The following is a 20,565-nucleotide window of genomic DNA, read 5'->3' on the forward strand; positions in this document are numbered from 1 at the left end:
CGCAACCGCCGGCACGTAGATTGGGCTCGTGACCGCTCCCCCGCCGACGCCGTTCGAGCGGTCGGCGATGCTCCACCAACTCGCCGACCGGCGCTTCGACCTGCTGGTCGTCGGCGGCGGCATCACCGGGGCGGGCGTCGCCCTCGACGCCGCCTCGCGCGGGCTGTCGGTCGCACTCGTCGAACGCGACGACTTCGCGTCGGGCACGTCGTCGAAGAGCTCCAAGCTGATCCACGGCGGCCTGCGGTACCTCCAGCAGGGCGACGTCCGGCTGGTCTACCAGGCGCTCCGGGAGCGCCAACGCCTCCTCCGCAACGCTCCCCACCTGGTGTCGGTGCTGCCGTTCCTGATCCCGATCCTCACCAAGGACGGCCCGATCTCGAAGAAGATCGCCAAGGCGCTGCGATCCGCGCTGTGGATGTACGACCTCACCGGCGGTCTCAGGATCGGCAAGCGCCACCGGCGACTCGACGCCGACGAGGCGCTCGCCCACTGTCCGACCATGCCCGCCGATCGGCTGTCCGGCGGCTTCGTGTACTACGACGCCTCGGCCGACGACGCCCGACTCACACTGACGATCGCCCGCACGGCCGCCGCCCACGGAGCGATCGTCGCCAACCGGTGCGAAGTCGTCGGCCTCACCACCGACGACGGCGGCCGCGTCGACGGCGCCCGGGTCGAGACCGGCGACGGCGAGATCGCGGTGCGCGCCCGCACCGTGGTGTCGGCAACGGGCGTGTGGGCCGACGAGATCCGCGAGCTCGACCGCGACGTCGAGGCCGACACGCTGCGACCGGCCAAGGGCGTCCACGTGACCGTCCCGTGGGACCTGGTCCGCAACGACATCGCCGTGATCATCTCGGTGCCCGGCGACAAGCGCAGCCTGTTCCTCGTCCCGTGGACCGAGCGACCCGGAGGCGGCTTCGACCACTGCTACATCGGCACGACCGACACCGATTTCGTCGACGACCTCGACCGGCCCCAGACCAACGACGACGACCTCGACTACGTGCTCGACGCGGTCAACCACCACCTCACCACGACCATCACCCGCGACGACGTCACCGGGGTGTGGGCCGGGCTCCGCCCGTTGGTCAAGCAGGCGTCGTCGGGGCGCACCGCCGATCTGTCCCGACGCCACGCGATCACGTCGAGTCCGTCCGGCCTGATCACGGTGACCGGCGGCAAACTCACGACGTACCGGGAGATGGCCGCCGACACGGTCGACGCCGTGCTCGCACGACTCGAGCGACGGGCGAGGTGCCGAACGGCACGACTGCGCCTGATCGGCGCCACCGACGACTCGGCGACCGACGCCCACCTCGCGTCGCGGTACGGCACCGAGGCGGAGACGGTGCTCGCCCTCCGCGGCGCCGACCCGGGTCTCGGGGACGCCCTCGTTCCGGGTCTGCCCTATCTGCGAGCCGAAGCGGTGTTCGCCGTCAGACACGAGATGGCGACCACGCTCGTCGACGTCCTCACCCGCCGCACTCGCGCCCACCTGCAAGACCGGGCGGCGTGTCTCGATGCAGCCCCCTCGGTCGCCGAACTGCTCGCGACCGAACTCGGCTGGGACCCGGCCGAGTCCGCCGCCCAGATCGCTGCCTACCGACGGCTGTGCGACGACGAACTCTCCGCCGCCACCCGCCCCGACTCCCGCCATGCGGAGGCCCCATGACCTCACCGACACCACCGATCGAACTCACCGGTCACGCCGACCATCTCGCCGGCTCGGGCGTCGCCCTGGCCGAGGGTTTCGTCGATCGGCTGGCATCGATCTGCGACATCACCGTCGACCCGGCGGAGACGGCCGAGGCCAGCCGCGATTGGTGGCCGCTCGCCCTGCACTGGTCACTCGCCGGCGAGGTCCCGCGTCGCGCCGGCGTGGTCGCCCGCCCGACCACCACCGATCAGGTCGCGGCGGTCCTCGCCGCCGCGCACGGCGCCGGCGTACCGGTCACCGCGGCAGGGGGTCGCAGCGGTGTGTGCGGGGCGTCGGTGCCGGTGTTCGGCGGCGTCGTGCTCGACCTGACCGGCCTCGATCGCTTGGTCAGCGTCGACGAACTGTCCGGCATCGTCGAGGTGGAGTCGGGCATGTTCGGTCCCGAACTCGAACGGCTCCTGACGAACAACCACGAACTCACCGTCGGCCACTTCCCACAGAGCTTCGACATCTCGACCGTCGGCGGGTGGGTGGCGTGCCGCGGTGCCGGCCAGTACTCGACCCGCTACGGCAAGATCGAGGAGATGGTCGTCGGGCTCGAAGTGGTCCTCGCCGACGGGCGCATCATCCGGACGGGCGGCGCTCCCGCCGCAGCCGTCGGGCCCGACCTCGACCAGGTCTTCGTGGGCTCGGAGGGCACGCTCGGCATCATCACGCGGGTCTGGCTGCGGGCGCACCCGGTCGCCACGGCGGCGCGCCGGGCTGCCTACCGCCTGCCCACCCTCGCCGCTGGGTTCGAGGCGTGCCGCCAGGTGATCCGGCGCGGAGCGACCCCGGCGGTGCTGCGCCTGTACGACGCCGTCGAGAGCGCCCGCGGCCGTGGCGGCGACGGCACCGACTGCATCCTGCTCGTGCTCGACGAGGGCGATCCCCGGATCGTCGACGCCACGATGGCGATCGTCGACGAGGTGTGCAACGGCGCCGGGACGCCGGCGGAGCAGCAACTGGTCGACGACTGGCTCGAGCACCGCAACGACACGTCAGCGCTGCAGGGACTCACCCACAAGGGGTTCGCGGTCGACACGATGGAGATCGCCGCTCCGTGGAGCAGACTGGCCGACGTGTACGACGCAGCGACCGCAGCGATCATGGACGTGCCGCATGCGCTCGCTGCGAGTTGCCACCTGTCGCACAGCTACCTCGACGGCGCCTGCCTCTATTTCTCGTTCGCCGCCAGGCCTCCCGCCGACGAGATCGAGTCGACGTACCGGGCCATGTGGGACGCGGGCCAGCGAGCCGTGCTCGCGACCGGCGGCAACCTGTCGCACCACCACGGGGTGGGCCTCAACCGGTCCCGCTTCGTCGAGGCGGCGCTCGGGCCGGCGTTCGACGTCCTCGTGGCGCTCAAGCGAGCACTCGACCCGACCGGCATCCTCAACCCCGGCAAGCTCGGCCTGCCATCACCGTTCGGAGACACGCCGTGGCCGTGATCGACCCGTCTCGTTGGGATCTCGACGCGCTGCGCGCCGGTGGCATGGTGGCACTCGTGTTCGCCGTGCCGCTGTCGATCGGGGCGTCGTTGGCGGCCGACGCCGACGACACTGCGCTCGCGACGTGGTTGTCGATCGGTGCCGTGCTCGGCTTCGTGCTCGGCGCCGGGTGCGCTGCCTGGGTCCAACGCCGCGACCTGCCGCTCTCGCACGGCCTCGCCACGGCGATCGGCACGTACACGATCGCCCAAACGGTCTTCATCATCGTCAAGCTCGCACGCGGCAGCGACGTCAACTGGTTCGCCGCGCTGTTCAACCTGTCGGTCATGGCCGGCGCCGGGCTCGTCGGCGGCCTGCTCGGCGGCCGACTGCGCACGAGCGGGTTCCGGCCGTCCGGTTCGGAAGGAACCTGATGATCCTCGTCATCGACGTCGGAACCACGGGCCTGCGGGCAGCACTGGTCCGCCCCGACGCCTCGCTCGCACACGTCGAGTACCGGGCGTTCGCCCCCGATTCGCCGTTCCCCGGCATGGTCGAGTTCGACGCCGCCGAGATGGCCCGTCTCGTGCTCGACGCGGCCGAGGCCGCGATCGCGGCCACCGGCGAGCCCGTCACCGCAGTCGGCGTCGCCGCGCAGCGCGCCAGCACGATCGTGTGGGACCGGGCGACCGGCAAACCGATCGGCCCGGCGCTCGGCTGGCAGGACCTCCGCACCATCGGCGAATGCCTCACCGCCAGGGCCGAGCACGACCTGGCGCTCGCACCCAACCAGTCGGCGACCAAGATCGGGTGGCTGCTCGCCAACCACGCGGCCGATCGCGATCACGCCGACCTGTGCTTCGGCACGGTCGACACGTGGGTGGCCTGGACGCTGACCGGCGGCGCCGCTCACGTCACCGACCACACCAACGCAGCCGTCACCGGCCTGTACTCGTTCGAGCACCAGCGTTGGGACCTCGAGGTCTGTGCACTGCTCGGCGTCGAGCCTCGTCTGTTGCCCGAGATCGTCGATTCGACCGGCACGATCGGTCCGGCGTCCGCGATCGCGGGTGCACCACCGCTCGCGGCACTCGTCGGCGACCAGCAGGCGTCGATGGTGGGCCAGGGTTGCATCGAGCCGGGGCGTGCCAAAGTCACGTTCGGCACCGGGGGCATGCTCGACGTGTGCATCGGCGACACGGCGCCCGCGGCCGGTCGCCGCTCCGACAACGGGACGTTCCCGATCATCGCCTGGACCGACGCCGACCGGAAGGTGTGGGGCGTCGAGGCGATCATGCTGTCGGCCGGCACGAACGTCGAGTGGCTCTGCGACGACATGGGCCTGATCGACTCCCCCGCCGACAGCCACGCCGTGGCGAACCGCTGCGACACCACCGACGGCGTGGTCTACGTTCCCGCGCTCCTCGGCCTCGGCACCCCGAACTGGGACTACGGCGCTCGCGGCACGCTGCTGGGCATCACGAGAGGCACCGAACGCCGCCACATCGTGCGCGCCGTGCTCGAAGGGGTGGCGCACCGTGGCGCCGACATGGTCGCCGCCGCCGAGACCGACATCGGGCTGACGATCCCCACCCTGCGGATCGACGGCGGCATGAGCCAGAACCCGACGTTCGTCCAAGCCCTCGCCGATGCCTCCGGCAAACCGGTCGAGGTCTCGCCGATCGTCGAGTCGACGACGCTCGGTGCCGCCTTCCTGGCCGGGGTCGCGACGGGCACGTGGTCGTCGCTCGACGACACGGCGGCCGCATTCTCGCCGGCCGTCCACGTTGAACCGGGCGACCGCCTCGACCGCGGCCAGTGGGCCGAGGCGCTGGAGCGGGCGGCTGCCTGGATCCCCGAACTCTCGGCGCTCGACTTCTGACGACGTCGACCGCGCCGGATTTCGCCCGAGGCAACACCGTTGGATCGGGTCCCGTCCTCCTAAACTGGCATCTCCGCGACCGCAGGCACCATCATGTGGTCCGCGCATGCAGCCGAACATCTCGAAAGGACACCCACACGTGACTGACTCCGCCCTTGCGGATCACGCAGGCAACGATCGCTCGTCGCGCCGAGCGCTGCTCGGCGCCGCCGTCGGCGGCGCGGCCATTGCGCTCGCCGGTGGCCGGTCGGTCGCCGCCGCGACGCCGGCCGGTTTGTCCGACGAAGATCTGTCGATCTCTGGTTCCGCCATCGCTCTCGAACTCGCCGCCCGTGACCTGTACGACTCGGCGATCGCCGCCGGTGCCGACGACGAGATCTGGACCGCCATGCGCGAACAGCACGAGTCCTACGCGCAGCGCCTCGCCGGCATCACCGGTATCTCGGCGACGACCCGCGACCAGGAGTCGTTCGACCAACTCGGCGACGGTTTCGCGACGAGCGACCCCGCTGCCGCCGCGTTCGACCTCGAGAACACGTTGGCCGCCACGCACCTCGAACTCCTCGGCCAGGTCGCCGACGTCGACATCGCCAAGGCGATGGCCTCGTTCGTCGCCATCGAGAGCCGCCACGCCACCGTCCTGGCCACCCTCTCGGGTCAGGCCGACGACTTCGACGCACTGTTCGTGAACCCGGCCGTCGCGGTCGTGGCGGAGGCCTGATCATGACCAACATCCCGAACCCCTCCCTCGATCGCCGGTCGCTGCTCCGCAACGGCGGCATCATGCTGTCGTTCGGCGCGATCGTGGCGGCGTGCGGCGGCGGCCGCAGCGGTAGCGACGACCCGGGCCGTCTCGGCGTGGCCGCGCCGGCTCCCACCCTGCCCGACGCCGAACTGAACGACGGCGTGCTCCTGCGCACGGCCCAGTCGCTCGAGTACACCGCGATCGCCGTGTACGACGCCGCTGCCGGCCTCGATGTGCTCAGCGGCAGCGAAGTCGCCCTCGTCGAGCGTTTCGTCTCCGATCACCAGCGTCACGCCGCCGACCTCGGGGCGCTCGCTCAGCGGGCGGGCGCCGAAGAGTTCACGTGCCCGAACCCGTTCATCATGGACCGGGCGGTCGTGCCGGTACTCGGCGCGCTCGAAGACAGCGACGACCTGCACCGTGACGTGCTCAACATCGCCTACGCGTTCGAGGCGCTGGCCGGAGCGTCGTACCAGGCACTCGTCGGCGTGCTCGACGACAAGTCGCTCCGGACGACCTCGATGCTGATCGGCAGCGAAGAGCATCGCCACGCGGCGATCCTCGCCACGGCGATCAACCCGGACGTCCTGATCAACCCGGTGCTGCTCGGCGGGGCGAGTGCCGCTGCCGACACCGACGACGAGGGTTTCCCGATCCCGTATGCGATCCCGGCGACGTTCGGGCAGCTCACCGGTATCGAACTGGTCGTCGGCGCCCGGAACGAAGAGGGCGCACGCTTCTCCACGCAGCTGCAGACGCCAGCCGACAACACCTTCGTCTACGACTACCTCAGCTGCTGAGCCGGGCGAACTGACCCGGTCGGGCCGAACCGGGCGGGGCGGCGGGTCAGCCGACCCGCACGGCCTCGACCAGGTTGTACACGAACGACGCGCCGAGCACGGCGCCGAGCAGCAGCCACAGACGGCTCGCGAGGGCGGTGCTCTTCTTCCAGAGGAACACAGCGGCGACGCAGGCAACGATGACCACCAGCAGGAACCCGGTGTCGCCGGCGAAGGCGACGTCCCAGAGTTTGGTGGCGCTCACGTCGCCGGGGAACAACGGGTTGTCCTGCGCCGACAGCGTGTTCCAGCCGAGCCAGCCGGCCCAGAACGCCCCGATCGACACGGGGACGATGACCGCGCGGTGCACGTCGATGTTGAGCATGGCGATCACGGCCGCCGTGGCGACGACGAGGGCGATGCCGGTCTGATAGCCGTTGTTGCCGAGGTTGTCGACGACCGAGCTGATGACGTCGGCGAAGCTGGACACGAATCCGGCGCCGTCATCGGGCTGCTCCCCGGCGACGACAGGTTGCGTCACCGGCGGCGTGGTCGGCGGGACGGTCGCCACCACCGTCGCCCACGCATCAGCAAGTCGCTCCAACATCACCGTCCAGCTTGTCACGACGGTCGGCGTCGTTGGCGGATGCCGCGACCACGTCGACGGATGCATCGATCACTAGGTTGACGACATGAGCGACTGGCACTTCCTCGTCGACCGCGATGACTATCGCCGAACCAAAGTCGTCGAGTTCGAGCCGACCGAACTCGACGACGGCCAGATCCGAGTCCGGGTCGATGCGTTCGGGTTCACGGCGAACAACGTGACGTACGCAGCAGCCGGCGACATGATCGGCTACTGGACGTTCTTCCCGGCACCCGATCTGGGTGACGACACGAACTGGGGTCGGGTTCCCGTCTGGGGGTTCGCCGAGGTGGTCGAGTCACGCACCGGCCTGATCGTGGGCGGCGACCGGCTGTTCGGCTACTTCCCGATGTCGACCGAGCTCGTGATGACGCCGACGCAGGTGACCGACACCGCGCTGACCGACGGGGCCGAGCACCGGGCAGCGCTGCCGCCGGTCTACAACCGGTATGTCCGCTGCGGCGCCGACCCCGGCTACGACCCCGAGCTCGAGGCGGAGCAGATGCTCTATCGGCCGTTGTTCTTCACGTCGTTCCTCATCGACGACTTCCTGGCCGACAACGACTTCTTCGGTGCGAGCACCGTCGTTCTGGCGAGCGCGTCGAGCAAAACGGCGTTCGGCACCGCGCACCTGCTGCAGCAGCGTGACGGGTTGACGGTCGTCGGTCTCACCTCGCCCGGCAACGTGGCGTTCGTCAAGGGTCTCGGCTGCTACGACCACGTGCTGAGCTACGACGACGCCGCACTGCTCCCTGACGGCCCTGCGGCACTGGTCGACATGAGCGGCAACGCCACCGTGGTGCGCTCGGTGCACGAGCGATACGGCGACGACCTGGCCCACTCGATGATCGTGGGATTGACCCACTGGGAGGACCGTCTCGGCAGCACCGAGCCGCTGCCGGGGCCGCAGCAGTCGATGTTCTTCGCCCCGAGCCAGATCGAGAAGCGCCACGCCGACTGGGGCGCCGGGGTGGTCGAGTCGAAGCTCGCCGAGGCGTGGGGGCCGTTCATCCGCAAGGTCTCCGACTGGGTGTCGATCGAGCACTCGTCTGGCCCCGACGCCGTGAGCGAGGTGTTCGCCGAGACGCTCGAGGGTTCGACCAGTCCGAACGTCGCACGCGTGCTCCACCCCTGACGATCCGTCGTTCCGTCCGTCGCTCCATCGGTCGGTGCCGCCCGTAGGCTGGCGCGGCGATGGTGAGTTGGCCGGGTGGCCGCGGCACGGCATGACCGTGTCGAGGAAAGTCGGGACTCCTCAGGGCAGGGTGCTGGTGAGAGCCAGGTGGGGGCGACCTCACGAACAAGTGCAACAGAGAGAGACCGCCGATGGGCCGACCGCTTTGCGGCCGGCCACAGGTGAGGGTGAAACGGTGCGGTAAGAGCGCACCAGCGTTCGGGGCGACTCGGACGGCTCGGCAAACTCCGCCCGGAGCAAGGTCAAGCAGAGGGGATGGGCTGCCCGTCCGGTCGGAGCGATCCGGCTGCCCCTCGGGTGGACCGCACAGATGGATGGTCACCGGTGCGCAAGCACCACAGAATCCCGCTTACAGGCCGACTCACCACCGCACCTACGGGTGTTCGCCTCTCGTGGGTCATAGCGACACTTGTGGCTTCTCCGTCACGTTGGCGTGAATCCGCTCGTAGTAGGAATGGGCCGATGAAACTTCGGTTCGGCCTCGTTCTGTCGTTGGTTGGCGCGGTCTCCGTTCCGGTGGTGCTGGGATGGCCGTCACCGGCGTCCGCTGTCGGCAAGATCGACGATGGGGACAAGCGTTGCTTCGCTGTGGCGGGGTCACCGGGTGATGTTGCATTGGTCAACCTCACCCCGGTCGAAGCCGAGGGCCTCGGCAACGGCCAACTGGTGTCGTCCGACGTCAACAACACACCGCTCGCATCCAACGTGAACTTCGGCGCCAACACCTTCGACCCCAACGTCGCCGCCGCACCAATCGGTGCCGACGGCCAGGTCTGCTACCTGAACTCGAACAACACGCGCACCCACCTCGTTGCCGACCACCTCGGCACCCTCGACGCCGACATCTACCAACCAGCCACCAACTCCGGCGTCGCCAAACGCCTCGTCGACACCCGACCAGGCAGCAGCAAGATCCAAGCCGGCGGCCGACTGTGCTTCGCTGTGGCGGGGTCACCGGGTGATGTTGCATTGGTCAACCTCACCCCGGTCGAAGCCGAGGGCCTCGGCAACGGCCAACTGGTGTCGTCCGACGTCAAAAACACACCGCTCGCATCCAACGTGAACTTCGGCGCCAACACCTTCGACCCCAACGTCGCCGCCGCACCAATCGGTGCCGACGGCCAGGTCTGCTACCTGAACTCGAACAACACGCGCACCCACCTCGTTGCCGACCACCTCGGCACCCTCGACGCCGACATCTACCAACCAGCCACCAACTCCGGCGTCGCCAAACGCCTCGTCGACACCCGACCAGGCAGCAGCAAGATCCAAGCCGGCGGCCGACTGTGCTTCGCTGTGGCGGGGTCACCGGGTGATGTTGCATTGGTCAACCTCACCCCGGTCGAAGCCGAGGGCCTCGGCAACGGCCAACTGGTGTCGTCCGACGTCAAAAACACACCGCTCGCATCCAACGTGAACTTCGGCGCCAACACCTTCGACCCCAACGTCGCCGCCGCACCAATCGGTGCCGACGGCCAGGTCTGCTACCTGAACTCGAACAACACGCGCACCCACCTCGTTGCCGACCACCTCGGCACCCTCGACGCCGACATCTACCAACCAGCCACCAACTCCGGCGTCGCCAAACGCCTCGTCGACACCCGCACCGAAGCACCCCCACCAACGACCACCACAACGCCGCCCGCCACCACGACGACAACCACGGTTCCGCCCAGCTGTGACCCGTCGTATCCGACGGTGTGCATCCCACCTCCGCCGCCAGACCTGAACTGCGGCGACATCACCCACCGCAACTTCGTGGTACTTCAACCTGATCCTCACAACTTCGATGGAAACAACGACGGGATCGGCTGCGTCGGCTAGCTGTGATGACCGGGAACGTTGTCCCTGGCGGGATGGGATTGTTGGTCCGCTGAATAGGTGAGCCCTCCGAGCGAGGCTGTGTGTCTTCGACAACGCACACCACTCGCAAGGAGAGCTCGATGGGACACGCTAGAACCCAACACCCGAACGCGTCACTGACACCGCTCGGTCGCCGCAAGATGATTGCCTGTGTGATCGATCGGGGCTGGACGATCGAAGCCACTGCGGAACGGTTCCAGGTCGACGCGAAGACAGTTCGGAAGTGGCGGGACCGGTTCGTCGCCGAAGGGTCGTCGGGTTTGTTGGATCGTTCGTCGCGGCCGCACCGTTCTCCGAGCGCAACACCTGATGATTGTCGGCGGCGGATCATCGAGCTGCGTCAACAGCATCGGTGGGGTGCTGCCCACATCGGGTTCGAGGTTGGTCGGGCCAGTTCCACGGTGCAGAAGATCCTCATCGCCGAGGGTCTTGGCCGGCTCGACTCCGGTGATCGTGCCACCAAGGACTCGGTCGTGCGCTATCAGCGCGATCGGCCCGGTGAGCTGGTCCACGTCGACGTCAAGAAACTCGCTGGCATCCCCGACGGTGGCGGTTGGCGAATCCACGGCAAAGGCAACGCCCCCACGGCGAAACGGTCAACTACCGGTTACAGGTTCCTGCACTCGGCGCTCGATGACCGCACCCGCCTCGTCTACTCCGAGATCCACGCCAACGAACAAGCCGTCACCGCCGTCGCCTTCTGGCACCGAGCGAACACCTGGTTCAACGCTCACGGCATCACCGTCGAACGAGTGCTGACCGACAACGGGTCCTGCTACAAGAGTCACCTGTGGCGAGACACGCTGCTCGCTGCCGGGATCACCCCGAAACGGACACGACCGTTCCGACCCCAGACCAACGGCAAGATCGAACGCTTTCACCGAATCCTGCTCGAGGAATGGGCCTACATCCGCGACTGGCACAGCGACGACGAACGCTCAGTCGAGTACGACCACTTCGTGCACTTCTACAATCACCACCGAGCACACGGCGCACTCGGATGGTCAACACCAATCGACACGCTCAAGGACAACGTCCCCGTCATGCACAGCTAGCAAACGCGAGGGCACTCCCTGCAGACGACGAGGGCGGAATGAACGTCATCATGCGCTTCGGCCGGACATCGGCACGTGGCGATCGTGCTGGCGAGACCGCGACTCGTTTCACGTCCTCGGCACCTCACGCCCTGAGACAATCAGCGCTCAGACTCACAGGACAGCGCCCAAGCCGTCGCGCCTGTTCACCGTTCGAGACAGATCAGTGAGATCATTCTCAAATGACGGGCGACGGGGAGAACGCTTGGGAACCACCCTCGATAGGGCCGACCCTTCCGCCGGCGACGCCGCAGTTGCCGCTGCAGTCGGCAACGTCGCGTGACTCCGGCGAGCCTCGTGGCACGAACCGCTGGCGGCGGAAGTTCTTCCACGTGCCGGTCTGGGGTTGGGTGGCAGGCCTCGTCGCGCTGATCGTCGGCATCGCCGCGCTCCCCGACACCAACCCTGACGACGCGACCATCAGCATCGGTGACACGCCGCCGGTTACCCAGCCATTCGTCGACGTCCCTGCGGCTACGTCCACCGGCGACACGTTGCCAACGCAGACCACGACGGCGCAGGACACCGCTCCGTCCGAGCTACCGGCGACAACTCCGGCACAGGCCACCACACCGGAAACGTCGACTGCTCCCGGCCTCTCACCGGCGATCACCGAGGCGGCCGCCGATCTGGCTTCGCTGCGCACTGCCGACCCAGATCCCGATCGCCCACCGTACGAGCGCACCGATTACGACGGAGGTGGCTGGGCCGACTTCGACGGTGACTGCGTATCGACCCGGCACGAACTCCTTATCGCAGCGAGCCTCGACGAGCCCGTGATGTCCGACGGCTGCTACGTCGAGTCAGGCCGCTGGATCGATCCGTACACCGGTGACGAGCACTCCGAGAGCTCCCAGGTGACCATCGACCACGTCGTCCCGCTGGCTGAGGCTCATCGGTCCGGCGCGTGGAAGTGGGACCTCGACAGCAAGCGCCGATTCGCGAACGACGAGACACCTGGCCACCTCGTGGTCGTCGGAGCCGACGTCAACCAGTCGAAGGCCGACAGCACTCCGGACCAATGGCTGCCCCCGGCTCCGAGCGCGCACTGCCAATACACCATCGACTGGATCACGTCGAAATCTCGTTACGACCTGACCGTGACGGCGGTCGAACGAGCCGCTCTCGGCCAGGCGCTCGACACGTGCTCGGCGAAGAGCGTGGTGCGGCCGGTGAGCGAGGCTCCAGCGCCCATCGTGGTCATCACGGTCCCGACGACCACCACCACGACCACGATCGCCCCTGCACCTGGCCCGGGTGTGGTCACACTGCTCGCCTGCGACAAGCGGGCGGAGGTCGTCACCATCGGCAACACCGGAGGGCAGACCGCGTCGTTGTCCGGATTCCTGCTCCACGACGAGGGCCTCAAACACAGCACGAGTCTCGGCGACTACGGCACGCTCGAACCCGGCCAACAGCTCCGGTTGCTCAGCGGACCCGACGCATCGCCTGGTACCGGTGAGGTCGTTTGGACCGGGCAGAACGTCTGGAACAACGACGGCGACGTCGCCACCCTCATCGCCCCCGACGGAACCCAGCAGATCAAGAACTGCTAGGACGAACGAGCGAGCGATCAGGTGATCTGGTCGCGCCAGCGGCTCTCGGGGGTGAAGCCGACCAGTTGCTTGGCTTTGTCGTTGGCGTAGAAGGTTTCGTACTCGCCCATCTCGCGGCGCTTCGGCACCCCTTCGTAGAAGCGCTGGTAGACCTCGTCGCTGGTAAGGCCGACCGACGTGTCGTCGTTCGACACGTTGAACACCTCGAAGCCGAGGCCGTCGGTGCGGAGGCACCGGTCGACCATGTGACCCAGGTCGCGGGCGTCGATGTAGGCGAAAATGTTGCGGCGCCGCAGCTCGGGGTCGGCGACGTACGCCGGGAAGTCGGTCTCGTACTCGTGTGGCTCGATCACGTTGTTGATCCGCAGCCCGTAGATGTCGATGCCCGTCCGGGCCTGGAACGAGCGCGCCGTCGCCTCGTTGACCACCTTCGACATCGCGTAGCTGTCGTGCGGCACCGTGGGGTGCTCCTCGTCGACCGGCACGTACTCGGGCTTCAGTTCACCTTCGGCGAAGCAGATCGCGTACGTCGTCTCCGAACTGGCGAAGATCACCTTCGGGATGCCGAGCTTCGTGGCCGCGTCGAGCACGTTGTAGGTGCTGAGCGCGTTGACCCGGAAGGTCTCGTTGTCGGGCTGGCGGAACAGCGAGGGAATCGCCGCGAAGTGCACCACAGCGTCGTACCTGGGAACACCGGCCGCCGCGTCGAGCTCGTCGCCGCCGGCGTAGGCAGACAGTGCGTTGAACACCTGGCCGGCGTCGGTCAGATCGATCCGGAGGTCGGCCACACCGCGGTGGCCGAGCGCGACCAGGTCACCGTTGACGACCAGATGTCCCTGCTCGACGAGATGCGCGACCGCATGCCGTCCTGCCTTGCCGCTGCCACCGGTGAAGAACACTCGCATCCGGCCATGGTATGGCATCGCCCGACCATCAGGTGCCGAACCGGAGGTCAGATGGCGGAAGTCGCTGTGACGCGAGTCATGTCGTCATCCGCCGCTCGGCTGGATACTGTATCGATACAGAACTCAATCGATTCAGAAAGGCTTCTCCCCCATGAAGCTCATCCTCACCCACTACATCGACGCTTCCCCGGCGACGGTCACGGCGCGGCTCGACGCCGCCGTGACGGCCGGGCTGGATGCCGCCGCTTCCCGCTCGGCGACCGAGCGCAGCGACACCGTCACCACCACGTTCGAACACGGCGTCCACATCGACGGCGGCCTCGACGTACTCGCCGGCACCGACTGCACCTTCACCGGCTCCGATCAGCTGACCGAGCTCCGCGTCGAGGTGCCGTGGTCGCCCTCCGACAGCGGCACGACCAAGCTCTGGGCCGCGAACCGCTTCGCCGGTGTCCTCGCCGAGCAACTCGCCGGCGAGCCGCTGACCGTCGAACCACTCGCCGTCGCCTGACGCCACGCTTTCACCGGGGCGGCGTGATCCGACAGGATGTCCACCGTGTCGACCCGTGTCACCCTCCAGACGATCGCCGATGAACTCGGCGTGTCGCGGGCGACGGTCTCCAACGCGTACAACCGCCCCGACCAGTTGAGCCCCGCACTGCGGGCACGCATCCTGGATTCGGCCACCCGGCTCGGCTACCACGGCCCCGACGCTGCCGCCCGCATGCTGCGCACCGGTCGGATGCAGTCGATCGGCCTCCTGTTCACCGAAGACCTCCGCTACGTCTTCACCGACCCGGACACCATGCTCTTCATGCAGGGGGTCGCCGAGACCAGCGCGCTCGCCGGCAGCGGGTTGACCCTGCTGCCGGTCCCGCCGGGCAAAGAACTCGAGGCGACCGCCGTCCGCTCGGTCCCGACCGACGGCCACCTGGTCTTCTCCGTCGACGACCACCACCCCGCCGTCGCAGCACTCGTCACCGCCGGCCGGCCGATGGTGACCGTCGACGAACCCGACCTCGGCGATCGCACCTCGTTCGTCGGCATCGACGACCGGCTCGGAGCCGAACTCGCCGCCAACCACCTGATCCAGCTGGGGCACCGACGTCTCGGCGTGCTGCTCGGTCGGCTCAGCAGCACATCCACCACCACCGGTCCGGTCGACGCACAGGGCCAGGCCGCCATCACCATCCGCATCGCTCGGCAACGGATCGCCGGCTACCGCGACGCGTTCCGCGCGGCCGGGCTCGAACCCGATTCGATCGTCGTGTGGGCGGCAGGGGCCAACGACCCCGACTCCGCCCGCACCGCCGCCAACGACTTCCTGACCGCCCATCCCGAACTCACCGGTCTGCTGTGCTTCAGCGACCAGATCGCGATCGGGGCCGCGCAGGCGGCCGAGCGGCTCGGCCGACATGTCCCCGGCGACCTCTCGCTGGTCGGTTTCGACGACGTGCCGCGCGCCGCGGCATGGGACCCGCCCCTCACCACCGTCCGCCAGCCTCTCGTCGACAAGGGCCGGGCCGCCGCCGACCTCCTCCTCGAACTCATCGACGGACGGCCGCCACGCCGGATCGAACTGCCGATCGAACTCGTGGTGCGAGCGTCGAGCGCTCCCCCGTCGAGCTAACTCGGGTCGACGAGCGCCTGCTCGTTGAAGCTGTAGAGCAACGGGCCGAACTTGCCCATGTCGATTCGGCAGAGGCTCGCCTGCGACAGGTGGCAGTGGAACATGATCTCCATCGTCGCGTTGAGTGCCCATGACACCGCCGACTTGATCGGCGAGACGTGGCTGACGACCACGATGTTGCGACCGGCGAGCCGACCGGCGAGGTCTTCGCACGCGCTGCGGACACGCGCGTCGAGCGACCCGAAGCTCTCTCCGCCCGGCGTGGCGAACTCGCGGTTGGTGCGCCACGATTGCCAGACCTCCGGTGGCACCTCTCCCACCGGCACACCCTCGTACTCGCCATAGGCGACCTCGATCCAGCGATCGTCGGTGACGACGTCGTCGCTGAAGTATCCGGCGGTGTCCTGCGCCCGCTGGAGCGAACTGGCGTACACCTCGTCGACGTGGCCGATCCGTTCGGCGACCGCTCGGGCCTGCCGGTGACCCAACTCGTCGAGCGGCGGGTCGAGCCGACCCTGGAGCAGTCCGCTGGCGTTGGCGTCGGTACGGCCGTGTCGGACGAGGTAGAGCACGACGTCAGTGAAGCACAGTTCGGCTCACTGCACCGGCAGGGCGAGTTGACCGGTCTTCGAGAACCAGGCGCGGCGATCGGGGTCGCGCAGCTCGGCACGCTGCACGATCCACCAGCACAGACCGAGCCCGATCAGCTCCAGCGGTACGTTCCACCAGCCCCTGGCGGCGACCGGATGGCGAGCTCCATCGAACGAGAAGCCACCGAACGGCCACCAGAACACCGTCGTGTCGGTCCACGCTCCGGTCATCACGAGGTGCAGCAAGGTGCCGACCGGCAGACCGAGCAAGGTCTTGCGGATCGGCTTCCGACCCGGCGTCGCCAACATCAGCACGACGAGCAGGGCCACGCTGAACGTGATGCTGTGGAGGACGCGGGCCCCACCGAAGAAGGCGTCGACCACCGCCGGCAGGACGGCGCCGACCACGAGCAGCCGATAGTCGAACGAGGGATCGCGAAAGACGAACCAGACCGCGATGACCACGGTGCCGATGAACCAGAAGAACATCGCCGGTCAGACGGCGAGGAGTCGACCGCACTGCGGACAGTCGGCGAGACCACCCTTGGCGACGCTGTCCTTGACCGTGTCGACCTCGGCGGCTGACAGGTCGAGGTGGCACCCCTCGCACCGCGACCCCGCCAGCGTCGCCGCCGCGATCAGATGCTGCTCGCGCAAGCGGTCGTAGCGCTTCAGCGCCTTCTTGTCGACCGCGGCCCGCAGCGTCTCCAAGCGGGTCGAGATCCGTGCCAACTCGCCGTCGATATCCGATTCGGCGGAGCTCGCTTCCTTGTCGGCGGCGATGTAGGTCTCGGTCAGCGCGCCTTCCTGGTCGAGGAGTGCGCGGAGTTCGTCGTCGGCGACGGATTGTTCTTCGAGCGCAGTGAGTTCGATGTCGTCGAGCTCGCCACGTCGCTCGCGCAGCCCGGCGATCTCGTGCTGGAGCGCCTCGGCTTCGCGAGGCGCGATCACGGTCTTCATCTGCTGGTTCAGTCGCTCGAGTTTGGTGTCGATCGCGTGCGAGTCCTTCTCCGCCTGCTCGATGGCGGCGGTGAGTTCTTCGACCCGCTTCCGGGTCACCATCCGGGCCTCGTTCCAGCGGACCAGGGCGTTCTTGGCCGCCTGCAACTGCTCGCGCTCGGGAAGATGATCGCGCCGATGTCGAAGCTGATCGGCCATCGTGTCGGCGGCCTGCAGCTCGAGGATCGGGTGCGTCACCGTGGGTGCCTAGCGACAGGGCTGGACGAGCTGTTCGGCTGGGGCCGACGGTAGCGGAGCGTTGGGATCGAGGACATCAGGAGGGATGGTAGTGCCACTCTCGACCTGCCCGAAGATCGGCCTCGGCGGGAGGGTGGTCGTCGGGACCGTTTCGGGTGCCGTCTCGGGCGGCTGGGTGCCCGGTGGCGGCGCCGGCGGGTCGGTGGTCGGCGGGTCGGTGTCGGGCGGCGCGGCCGGCGACCGGAACCCCTCGGGTGCGGGCGGGGCCGTGTCCTCGGGAGGCACCGTTTCGGGCACCTCGTAGCCGATGATCTCGTACAGACACTCGTTGCCCGGGAGGTACAGGCGAGCCGGACCACGTGCCGGAGCTTCGGGCCGATCCCAATCGGCGAACTCGAACTGCTCGCCGAGTTGCCCGAGCGCGACCGCCTCGTTGAATGCGCCCCAGATGCGCGCCGGGAACGTGCCGCCCTGCACTCGGGGCACACCGGCTTCGACGAACTCGGGGATGTTGACCATCGGCGTGTACCGATCGGGATCTCTGACCATGACGGCCGTGGCCAGTTCGGGCGTGGCACCGACGAAGAACGCCGTCCAGTTGCTCTGCTGCGTGCCGGTCTTGCCGAACGACGGACGCCGGCTGGCGAAGTCGGCGAGGCTGCCCCTGGCCGTGCCGCTGGTGAGCACACCCTTCATCACGTCGATCGTGGTGAGCGCCACGTTGCGGTCGAGCACCTCGGTGCCCGCATCCGAGTGGGTGTAGATCCGGTTGCCGAACGCGTCGTCGATCGACTCGACGTAGTAGGGCTCGTGGTGCACCCCCTCGTTCGCGATCGACTGGATGCCCGACGCCATGTCGAGCGTGCTCAGCTCGTTGCCGCCGGTGGCGAACGAGGCGTAGGGAAGGATCGGCTCGCGCTCGCCGGCGGGCTGGCCCTCGTACAGGTACGGGTTCTCGGCCATCCGGTAGACGGTGTCGACCATGCGGTTCAGACCGACGATCTGCGACGTGCGGGCGAAGGCACAGTTGATCGACCGCACCGTGTGCTGTCGCAGCGTGTCGACGCCACCGTTCACACCACCGCGGATCTCGAAGAACGGTTCGTCCGGATTCCCCTCGTTCGGCAGGCGACACGGGTGCGTGCCGTCAATGATGTCCTCGGGGTTGGCGCCTGCCTGCAGTGCTGCGGCGAGGATGAACATCTTGATGCTCGAGCCGGTCTGGCTCGGGGCGAGTGCCAGGTTGACCTCGTTCTGGCCCGGGTCGAACCCCTTGCCGCCGACCATCGCTCGGATCGCCCCGGTCTCGACGTCGACCGAGGTGAGCGCTGCGTCGATGCCGACCGTGTTGGCCGGCAGCTCGTCACGTGCCCGTTCCGCCTGCCCCTGCAGGAACGGGTCGATGGTCGCCTGGATCCGGAGGCCCCCGCGGAACAGGCGGGTGTAACGCTCCTCGTAGGTGTCGCCGAGGATGTCGGAGCGATTGAGGAGATAGTCGCGCAGCGCTTCGGTGAAGTAGGTCCGCTCGGTCGCCCGCTCGGCACGGCGACGCACCCGCTCGGGCAGGACGAACGTCTCGTCGATCTCGACCCGCTCGGCTTCGGTGATCATCTCCAGCGACTCGAGCCGGTCGAGGACCTGGCCGAACCTGACACGGCTGCGCTCCGGGTTGTTGATCGGGTCGTAGCTCGACGGCGCCTGCACCAGCCCGGCCAGGAACGCCGCCTCGATCGGGCCGAGCTCCTGGACCGACTTCCCGAAGTATGTCTCGGCCGCAGCGCCGACGCCGTACGAGTTCTGGCCGAAGAACACGGTGTTGAGATACCGCTCGAGGATCTCCTCCTTGGTCTTCTGCTTCTCGAGCCGGACCGCATAGGTGGCCTGCAGCACCTTGTACCGGCCGTCGCGCTCGAAGCCGGCCATGTAGTCGTTCTTGACGACCTGCATCGTGATGGTCGAGGCACCCTGGATCGGGCCTTCGGTCGCGAAGTTCGACAGGGTCGCCCTGAACAGACTGCGCACGTTGACGCCGTGGTGGACCCAGAACTCGTTGTCCTCGACCGCGAGGAACGCGTCGACCACGTGCTCGGGCACGTCGGCGATCTGGATCGGCTGGCTGTTCTCGACCTCGAACGAGGCGATCTCGCGGCCGGACAGGTCGTACACGTACGAGCGTTGGGCGAGATCGGCGAAGTCGGGCAACTCGACCGGGATCTCCTCATGGGCGTTCGCGATACGCCACAATCTCGGCGCCACCGCCACGACGGTCGCCGTCATCAGCAACGCACCCGCGCCGATCACCAACGCCATCCGGAACACCCAGCTCAGCCGCGTCACAGTGGCCCCGACACTACCGACGGCGCCCTGCCGACGGGTGGCAGCCACCTTCTAAGGTGGGGCGCATGTCGAGCTCGCAGCGTCCGTTCCGTTTCGGTGTCCAGGTCAACGGTACGGGCAGCCGTCAGGAGTGGGTCGACCTCGCCCGCAACGTCGAGGCGAACGGGTACTCAACGCTCACCATGCCCGACCACTTCTCCGACCAGCTGGCGCCGGTTCCGGCGCTGCAGTGCGCCGCCGACGCCACGACCACCCTGCGGCTCGGGGCGCTGGTGTACGACAACGATTACAAGCACCCGGTCGTGCTGGCCAAAGAACTCGCGACGATGGACGTGCTGTCCGACGGCCGCGTCGAGATCGGGCTCGGCGCCGGCTGGATGGTCAGCGACTACGAGCAGTCGGGCATCCCGTACGACTCCCCCGGCGTCCGGGTCAGCCGCTTCATCGAGGGTCTGGCCGTCATCAAGGGCGCGCTCGGCGAGGGGCCGTTCTCGTTCGAGGGCGAGCACTACACGATCACCGACTACGACGGCTCCCCCAAGCCGGTGCAGTCGCCCCCGCCGGTGCTGATCGGCGGCGGCGGCAAGCGTGTGCTGTCGTTCGCCGCACGCGAGGCCGACATCGTCGGGATCAACGCGACACTGACGTCGGGCGCCGTCGATGCGGCCACGTTCGAAACGATGACGGCTCCGGCGGTCGACGAGAAGGTACAGATCGTGCGAGCTGCCGCGTCCGAAGCGGGCCGGCTCGACGACATCGAGATGAACCTGCGTGCGTTCATGGTGTTCGTCACCGACGACGTCGACCAGGCGCTCGGCACCCTGTCGGAGTTCACCGGCGCACCTCGCGAGATCATCGCCGAGTCGCCGTTCGCACTCGTCGGGCCGACCGGCAAGATCATCGACGAACTGCAGGAACGGCGCGACCGCTGGGGCTTCAGCTACGTCATCGTCGGCCAGAACGACGTCGAGGCGTTCGCCCCCGTCGTCGCCGCACTCGCCGGTACGTGACGGA

19 protein-coding genes and 1 other RNA gene are annotated in these 20,565 nt (G+C 68.2%); 14 read left to right on the top strand and 6 right to left on the bottom strand.

Annotated features, from left to right (window positions below; translation table 11 throughout):
- Nucleotides 1-28: 28 nt before the first annotated feature.
- From R8G01_05505 to R8G01_05530, 6 genes are all read left to right on the top strand, one after another.
- Entirely contained in the window at nt 29-1,678 is a 1,650-nt protein-coding gene (locus R8G01_05505; GenBank protein MDW3213433.1) for a glycerol-3-phosphate dehydrogenase/oxidase, read from the top strand.
- Nucleotides 1,675-3,153, top strand: coding sequence for an FAD-binding oxidoreductase (locus tag R8G01_05510; GenBank protein MDW3213434.1), 1,479 nt, complete (start codon nt 1,675-1,677; stop codon nt 3,151-3,153). Before R8G01_05505 ends, R8G01_05510 begins: the two co-directional genes overlap by 4 nt.
- The gene (locus R8G01_05515; protein MDW3213435.1) at nt 3,144-3,566 is read left to right on the top strand and encodes a hypothetical protein; all 423 of its coding nucleotides are present in this window, start codon (nt 3,144-3,146) and stop codon (nt 3,564-3,566) included. The genes R8G01_05510 and R8G01_05515 overlap by 10 nt, the downstream gene beginning before the upstream one ends.
- Complete coding sequence (locus R8G01_05520) at nt 3,566-5,014, top strand: FGGY family carbohydrate kinase (GenBank protein MDW3213436.1); 1,449 nt, start codon at nt 3,566-3,568, stop codon at nt 5,012-5,014. Before R8G01_05515 ends, R8G01_05520 begins: the two co-directional genes overlap by 1 nt.
- Nucleotides 5,015-5,153: 139 nt before the next feature.
- The gene (locus R8G01_05525; protein MDW3213437.1) at nt 5,154-5,735 is read left to right on the top strand and encodes a ferritin-like domain-containing protein; all 582 of its coding nucleotides are present in this window, start codon (nt 5,154-5,156) and stop codon (nt 5,733-5,735) included.
- A 2-nt stretch (nt 5,736-5,737) separates the two neighbouring features.
- Nucleotides 5,738-6,559: a ferritin-like domain-containing protein gene (locus R8G01_05530; GenBank protein ID MDW3213438.1), complete on the top strand. Its 822-nt coding sequence runs from the start codon at nt 5,738-5,740 to the stop codon at nt 6,557-6,559.
- A 46-nt stretch (nt 6,560-6,605) separates the two neighbouring features.
- Here R8G01_05530 and R8G01_05535 read toward each other — a convergent pair whose 3' ends face one another.
- A complete protein-coding gene (locus tag R8G01_05535) occupies nt 6,606-7,145 on the bottom strand; it encodes a hypothetical protein (GenBank protein ID MDW3213439.1) in 540 nt (179 codons plus the stop codon).
- Between the two features lie 85 nt (nt 7,146-7,230).
- Here R8G01_05535 and R8G01_05540 point away from each other — a divergent pair, with 85 nt between their 5' ends.
- The 5 genes from R8G01_05540 to R8G01_05560 all read left to right on the top strand — a co-directional run bounded on the left by R8G01_05540 (nt 7,231) and on the right by R8G01_05560 (nt 12,892).
- Complete coding sequence (locus R8G01_05540) at nt 7,231-8,319, top strand: DUF2855 family protein (protein MDW3213440.1); 1,089 nt, start codon at nt 7,231-7,233, stop codon at nt 8,317-8,319.
- 63 nt (nt 8,320-8,382) lie between these two features.
- An RNA gene (gene rnpB / locus R8G01_05545) (RNase P RNA component class A) lies at nt 8,383-8,747 on the top strand.
- 94 nt (nt 8,748-8,841) lie between these two features.
- Nucleotides 8,842-10,203, top strand: a complete 1,362-nt coding sequence (locus R8G01_05550) for a hypothetical protein (protein ID MDW3213441.1) — start codon at nt 8,842-8,844, stop codon at nt 10,201-10,203.
- A 119-nt stretch (nt 10,204-10,322) separates the two neighbouring features.
- Nucleotides 10,323-11,297, top strand: a complete 975-nt coding sequence (locus tag R8G01_05555; protein MDW3213442.1) for an IS481 family transposase — start codon at nt 10,323-10,325, stop codon at nt 11,295-11,297.
- Nucleotides 11,298-11,668: 371 nt separating this feature from the next.
- Nucleotides 11,669-12,892 (top strand): lamin tail domain-containing protein, encoded by a 1,224-nt coding sequence (locus tag R8G01_05560; protein ID MDW3213443.1) that lies wholly within the window; start codon nt 11,669-11,671, stop codon nt 12,890-12,892.
- A 17-nt stretch (nt 12,893-12,909) separates the two neighbouring features.
- Here R8G01_05560 and R8G01_05565 read toward each other — a convergent pair whose 3' ends face one another.
- On the bottom strand, nt 12,910-13,797 hold the full coding sequence (locus R8G01_05565) for an NAD(P)-dependent oxidoreductase (GenBank protein ID MDW3213444.1): 888 nt from the start codon (nt 13,795-13,797) through the stop codon (nt 12,910-12,912).
- A gap of 151 nt (nt 13,798-13,948) precedes the next feature.
- On the opposite strand from R8G01_05565, the gene R8G01_05570 reads away from it, so the two are divergent.
- Together R8G01_05570 and R8G01_05575 are read left to right on the top strand one after the other, a co-directional pair.
- The gene (locus R8G01_05570) at nt 13,949-14,308 is read left to right on the top strand and encodes a hypothetical protein (GenBank protein MDW3213445.1); all 360 of its coding nucleotides are present in this window, start codon (nt 13,949-13,951) and stop codon (nt 14,306-14,308) included.
- Nucleotides 14,309-14,353: 45 nt separating this feature from the next.
- Nucleotides 14,354-15,427 carry a LacI family DNA-binding transcriptional regulator gene (locus R8G01_05575; protein MDW3213446.1) on the top strand — a complete coding sequence of 358 codons (1,074 nt, stop codon included), beginning with the start codon at nt 14,354-14,356 and terminating at the stop codon, nt 15,425-15,427.
- Here the strand turns inward: R8G01_05575 and R8G01_05580 are convergent.
- Genes R8G01_05580 through R8G01_05595 form a run of 4 tightly spaced genes read right to left on the bottom strand, consistent with a single transcriptional unit; the run spans nt 15,424 to nt 19,524 of the window.
- Entirely contained in the window at nt 15,424-15,999 is a 576-nt protein-coding gene (locus tag R8G01_05580; protein ID MDW3213447.1) for a histidine phosphatase family protein, read from the bottom strand. The genes R8G01_05575 and R8G01_05580 overlap by 4 nt on opposite strands.
- 24 nt (nt 16,000-16,023) lie before the next feature.
- Nucleotides 16,024-16,506, bottom strand: a complete 483-nt coding sequence (locus tag R8G01_05585; protein ID MDW3213448.1) for a hypothetical protein — start codon at nt 16,504-16,506, stop codon at nt 16,024-16,026.
- A gap of 6 nt (nt 16,507-16,512) precedes the next feature.
- Entirely contained in the window at nt 16,513-17,214 is a 702-nt protein-coding gene (locus tag R8G01_05590; GenBank protein ID MDW3213449.1) for a C4-type zinc ribbon domain-containing protein, read from the bottom strand.
- A gap of 9 nt (nt 17,215-17,223) precedes the next feature.
- Nucleotides 17,224-19,524 (bottom strand): transglycosylase domain-containing protein, encoded by a 2,301-nt coding sequence (locus tag R8G01_05595; GenBank protein ID MDW3213450.1) that lies wholly within the window; start codon nt 19,522-19,524, stop codon nt 17,224-17,226.
- Nucleotides 19,525-19,616: 92 nt separating this feature from the next.
- On the opposite strand from R8G01_05595, the gene R8G01_05600 reads away from it, so the two are divergent.
- Nucleotides 19,617-20,561 carry a TIGR03621 family F420-dependent LLM class oxidoreductase gene (locus R8G01_05600; GenBank protein ID MDW3213451.1) on the top strand — a complete coding sequence of 315 codons (945 nt, stop codon included), beginning with the start codon at nt 19,617-19,619 and terminating at the stop codon, nt 20,559-20,561.
- The last annotated feature ends 4 nt before the right edge of the window (nt 20,562-20,565 follow it).

The organism is Ilumatobacteraceae bacterium, assembly GCA_033344875.1.
Taxonomy (GTDB): Bacteria; Actinomycetota; Acidimicrobiia; order Acidimicrobiales; family Ilumatobacteraceae; genus Ilumatobacter.

Excerpts from the sequence above, each read along its gene's own strand:
- R8G01_05510 (MDW3213434.1), top strand. The coding sequence starts at position 1,675 with ATGACCTCACCGACACCACCGATCGAACTCACCGGTCACGCCGACCAT.
- R8G01_05520 (MDW3213436.1), top strand. The coding sequence starts at position 3,566 with ATGATCCTCGTCATCGACGTCGGAACCACGGGCCTGCGGGCAGCACTG.
- R8G01_05530 (MDW3213438.1), top strand. The coding sequence starts at position 5,738 with ATGACCAACATCCCGAACCCCTCCCTCGATCGCCGGTCGCTGCTCCGC.
- R8G01_05535 (MDW3213439.1), bottom strand. The coding sequence starts at position 7,145 with ATGTTGGAGCGACTTGCTGATGCGTGGGCGACGGTGGTGGCGACCGTC.
- R8G01_05540 (MDW3213440.1), top strand. The coding sequence starts at position 7,231 with ATGAGCGACTGGCACTTCCTCGTCGACCGCGATGACTATCGCCGAACC.
- R8G01_05550 (MDW3213441.1), top strand. The coding sequence starts at position 8,842 with ATGAAACTTCGGTTCGGCCTCGTTCTGTCGTTGGTTGGCGCGGTCTCC.
- R8G01_05555 (MDW3213442.1), top strand. The coding sequence starts at position 10,323 with ATGGGACACGCTAGAACCCAACACCCGAACGCGTCACTGACACCGCTC.
- R8G01_05565 (MDW3213444.1), bottom strand. The coding sequence starts at position 13,797 with ATGCGAGTGTTCTTCACCGGTGGCAGCGGCAAGGCAGGACGGCATGCG.
- R8G01_05570 (MDW3213445.1), top strand. The coding sequence starts at position 13,949 with ATGAAGCTCATCCTCACCCACTACATCGACGCTTCCCCGGCGACGGTC.
- R8G01_05585 (MDW3213448.1), bottom strand. The coding sequence starts at position 16,506 with ATGTTCTTCTGGTTCATCGGCACCGTGGTCATCGCGGTCTGGTTCGTC.
- R8G01_05595 (MDW3213450.1), bottom strand. The coding sequence starts at position 19,524 with ATGGCGTTGGTGATCGGCGCGGGTGCGTTGCTGATGACGGCGACCGTC.
- R8G01_05600 (MDW3213451.1), top strand. The coding sequence starts at position 19,617 with ATGTCGAGCTCGCAGCGTCCGTTCCGTTTCGGTGTCCAGGTCAACGGT.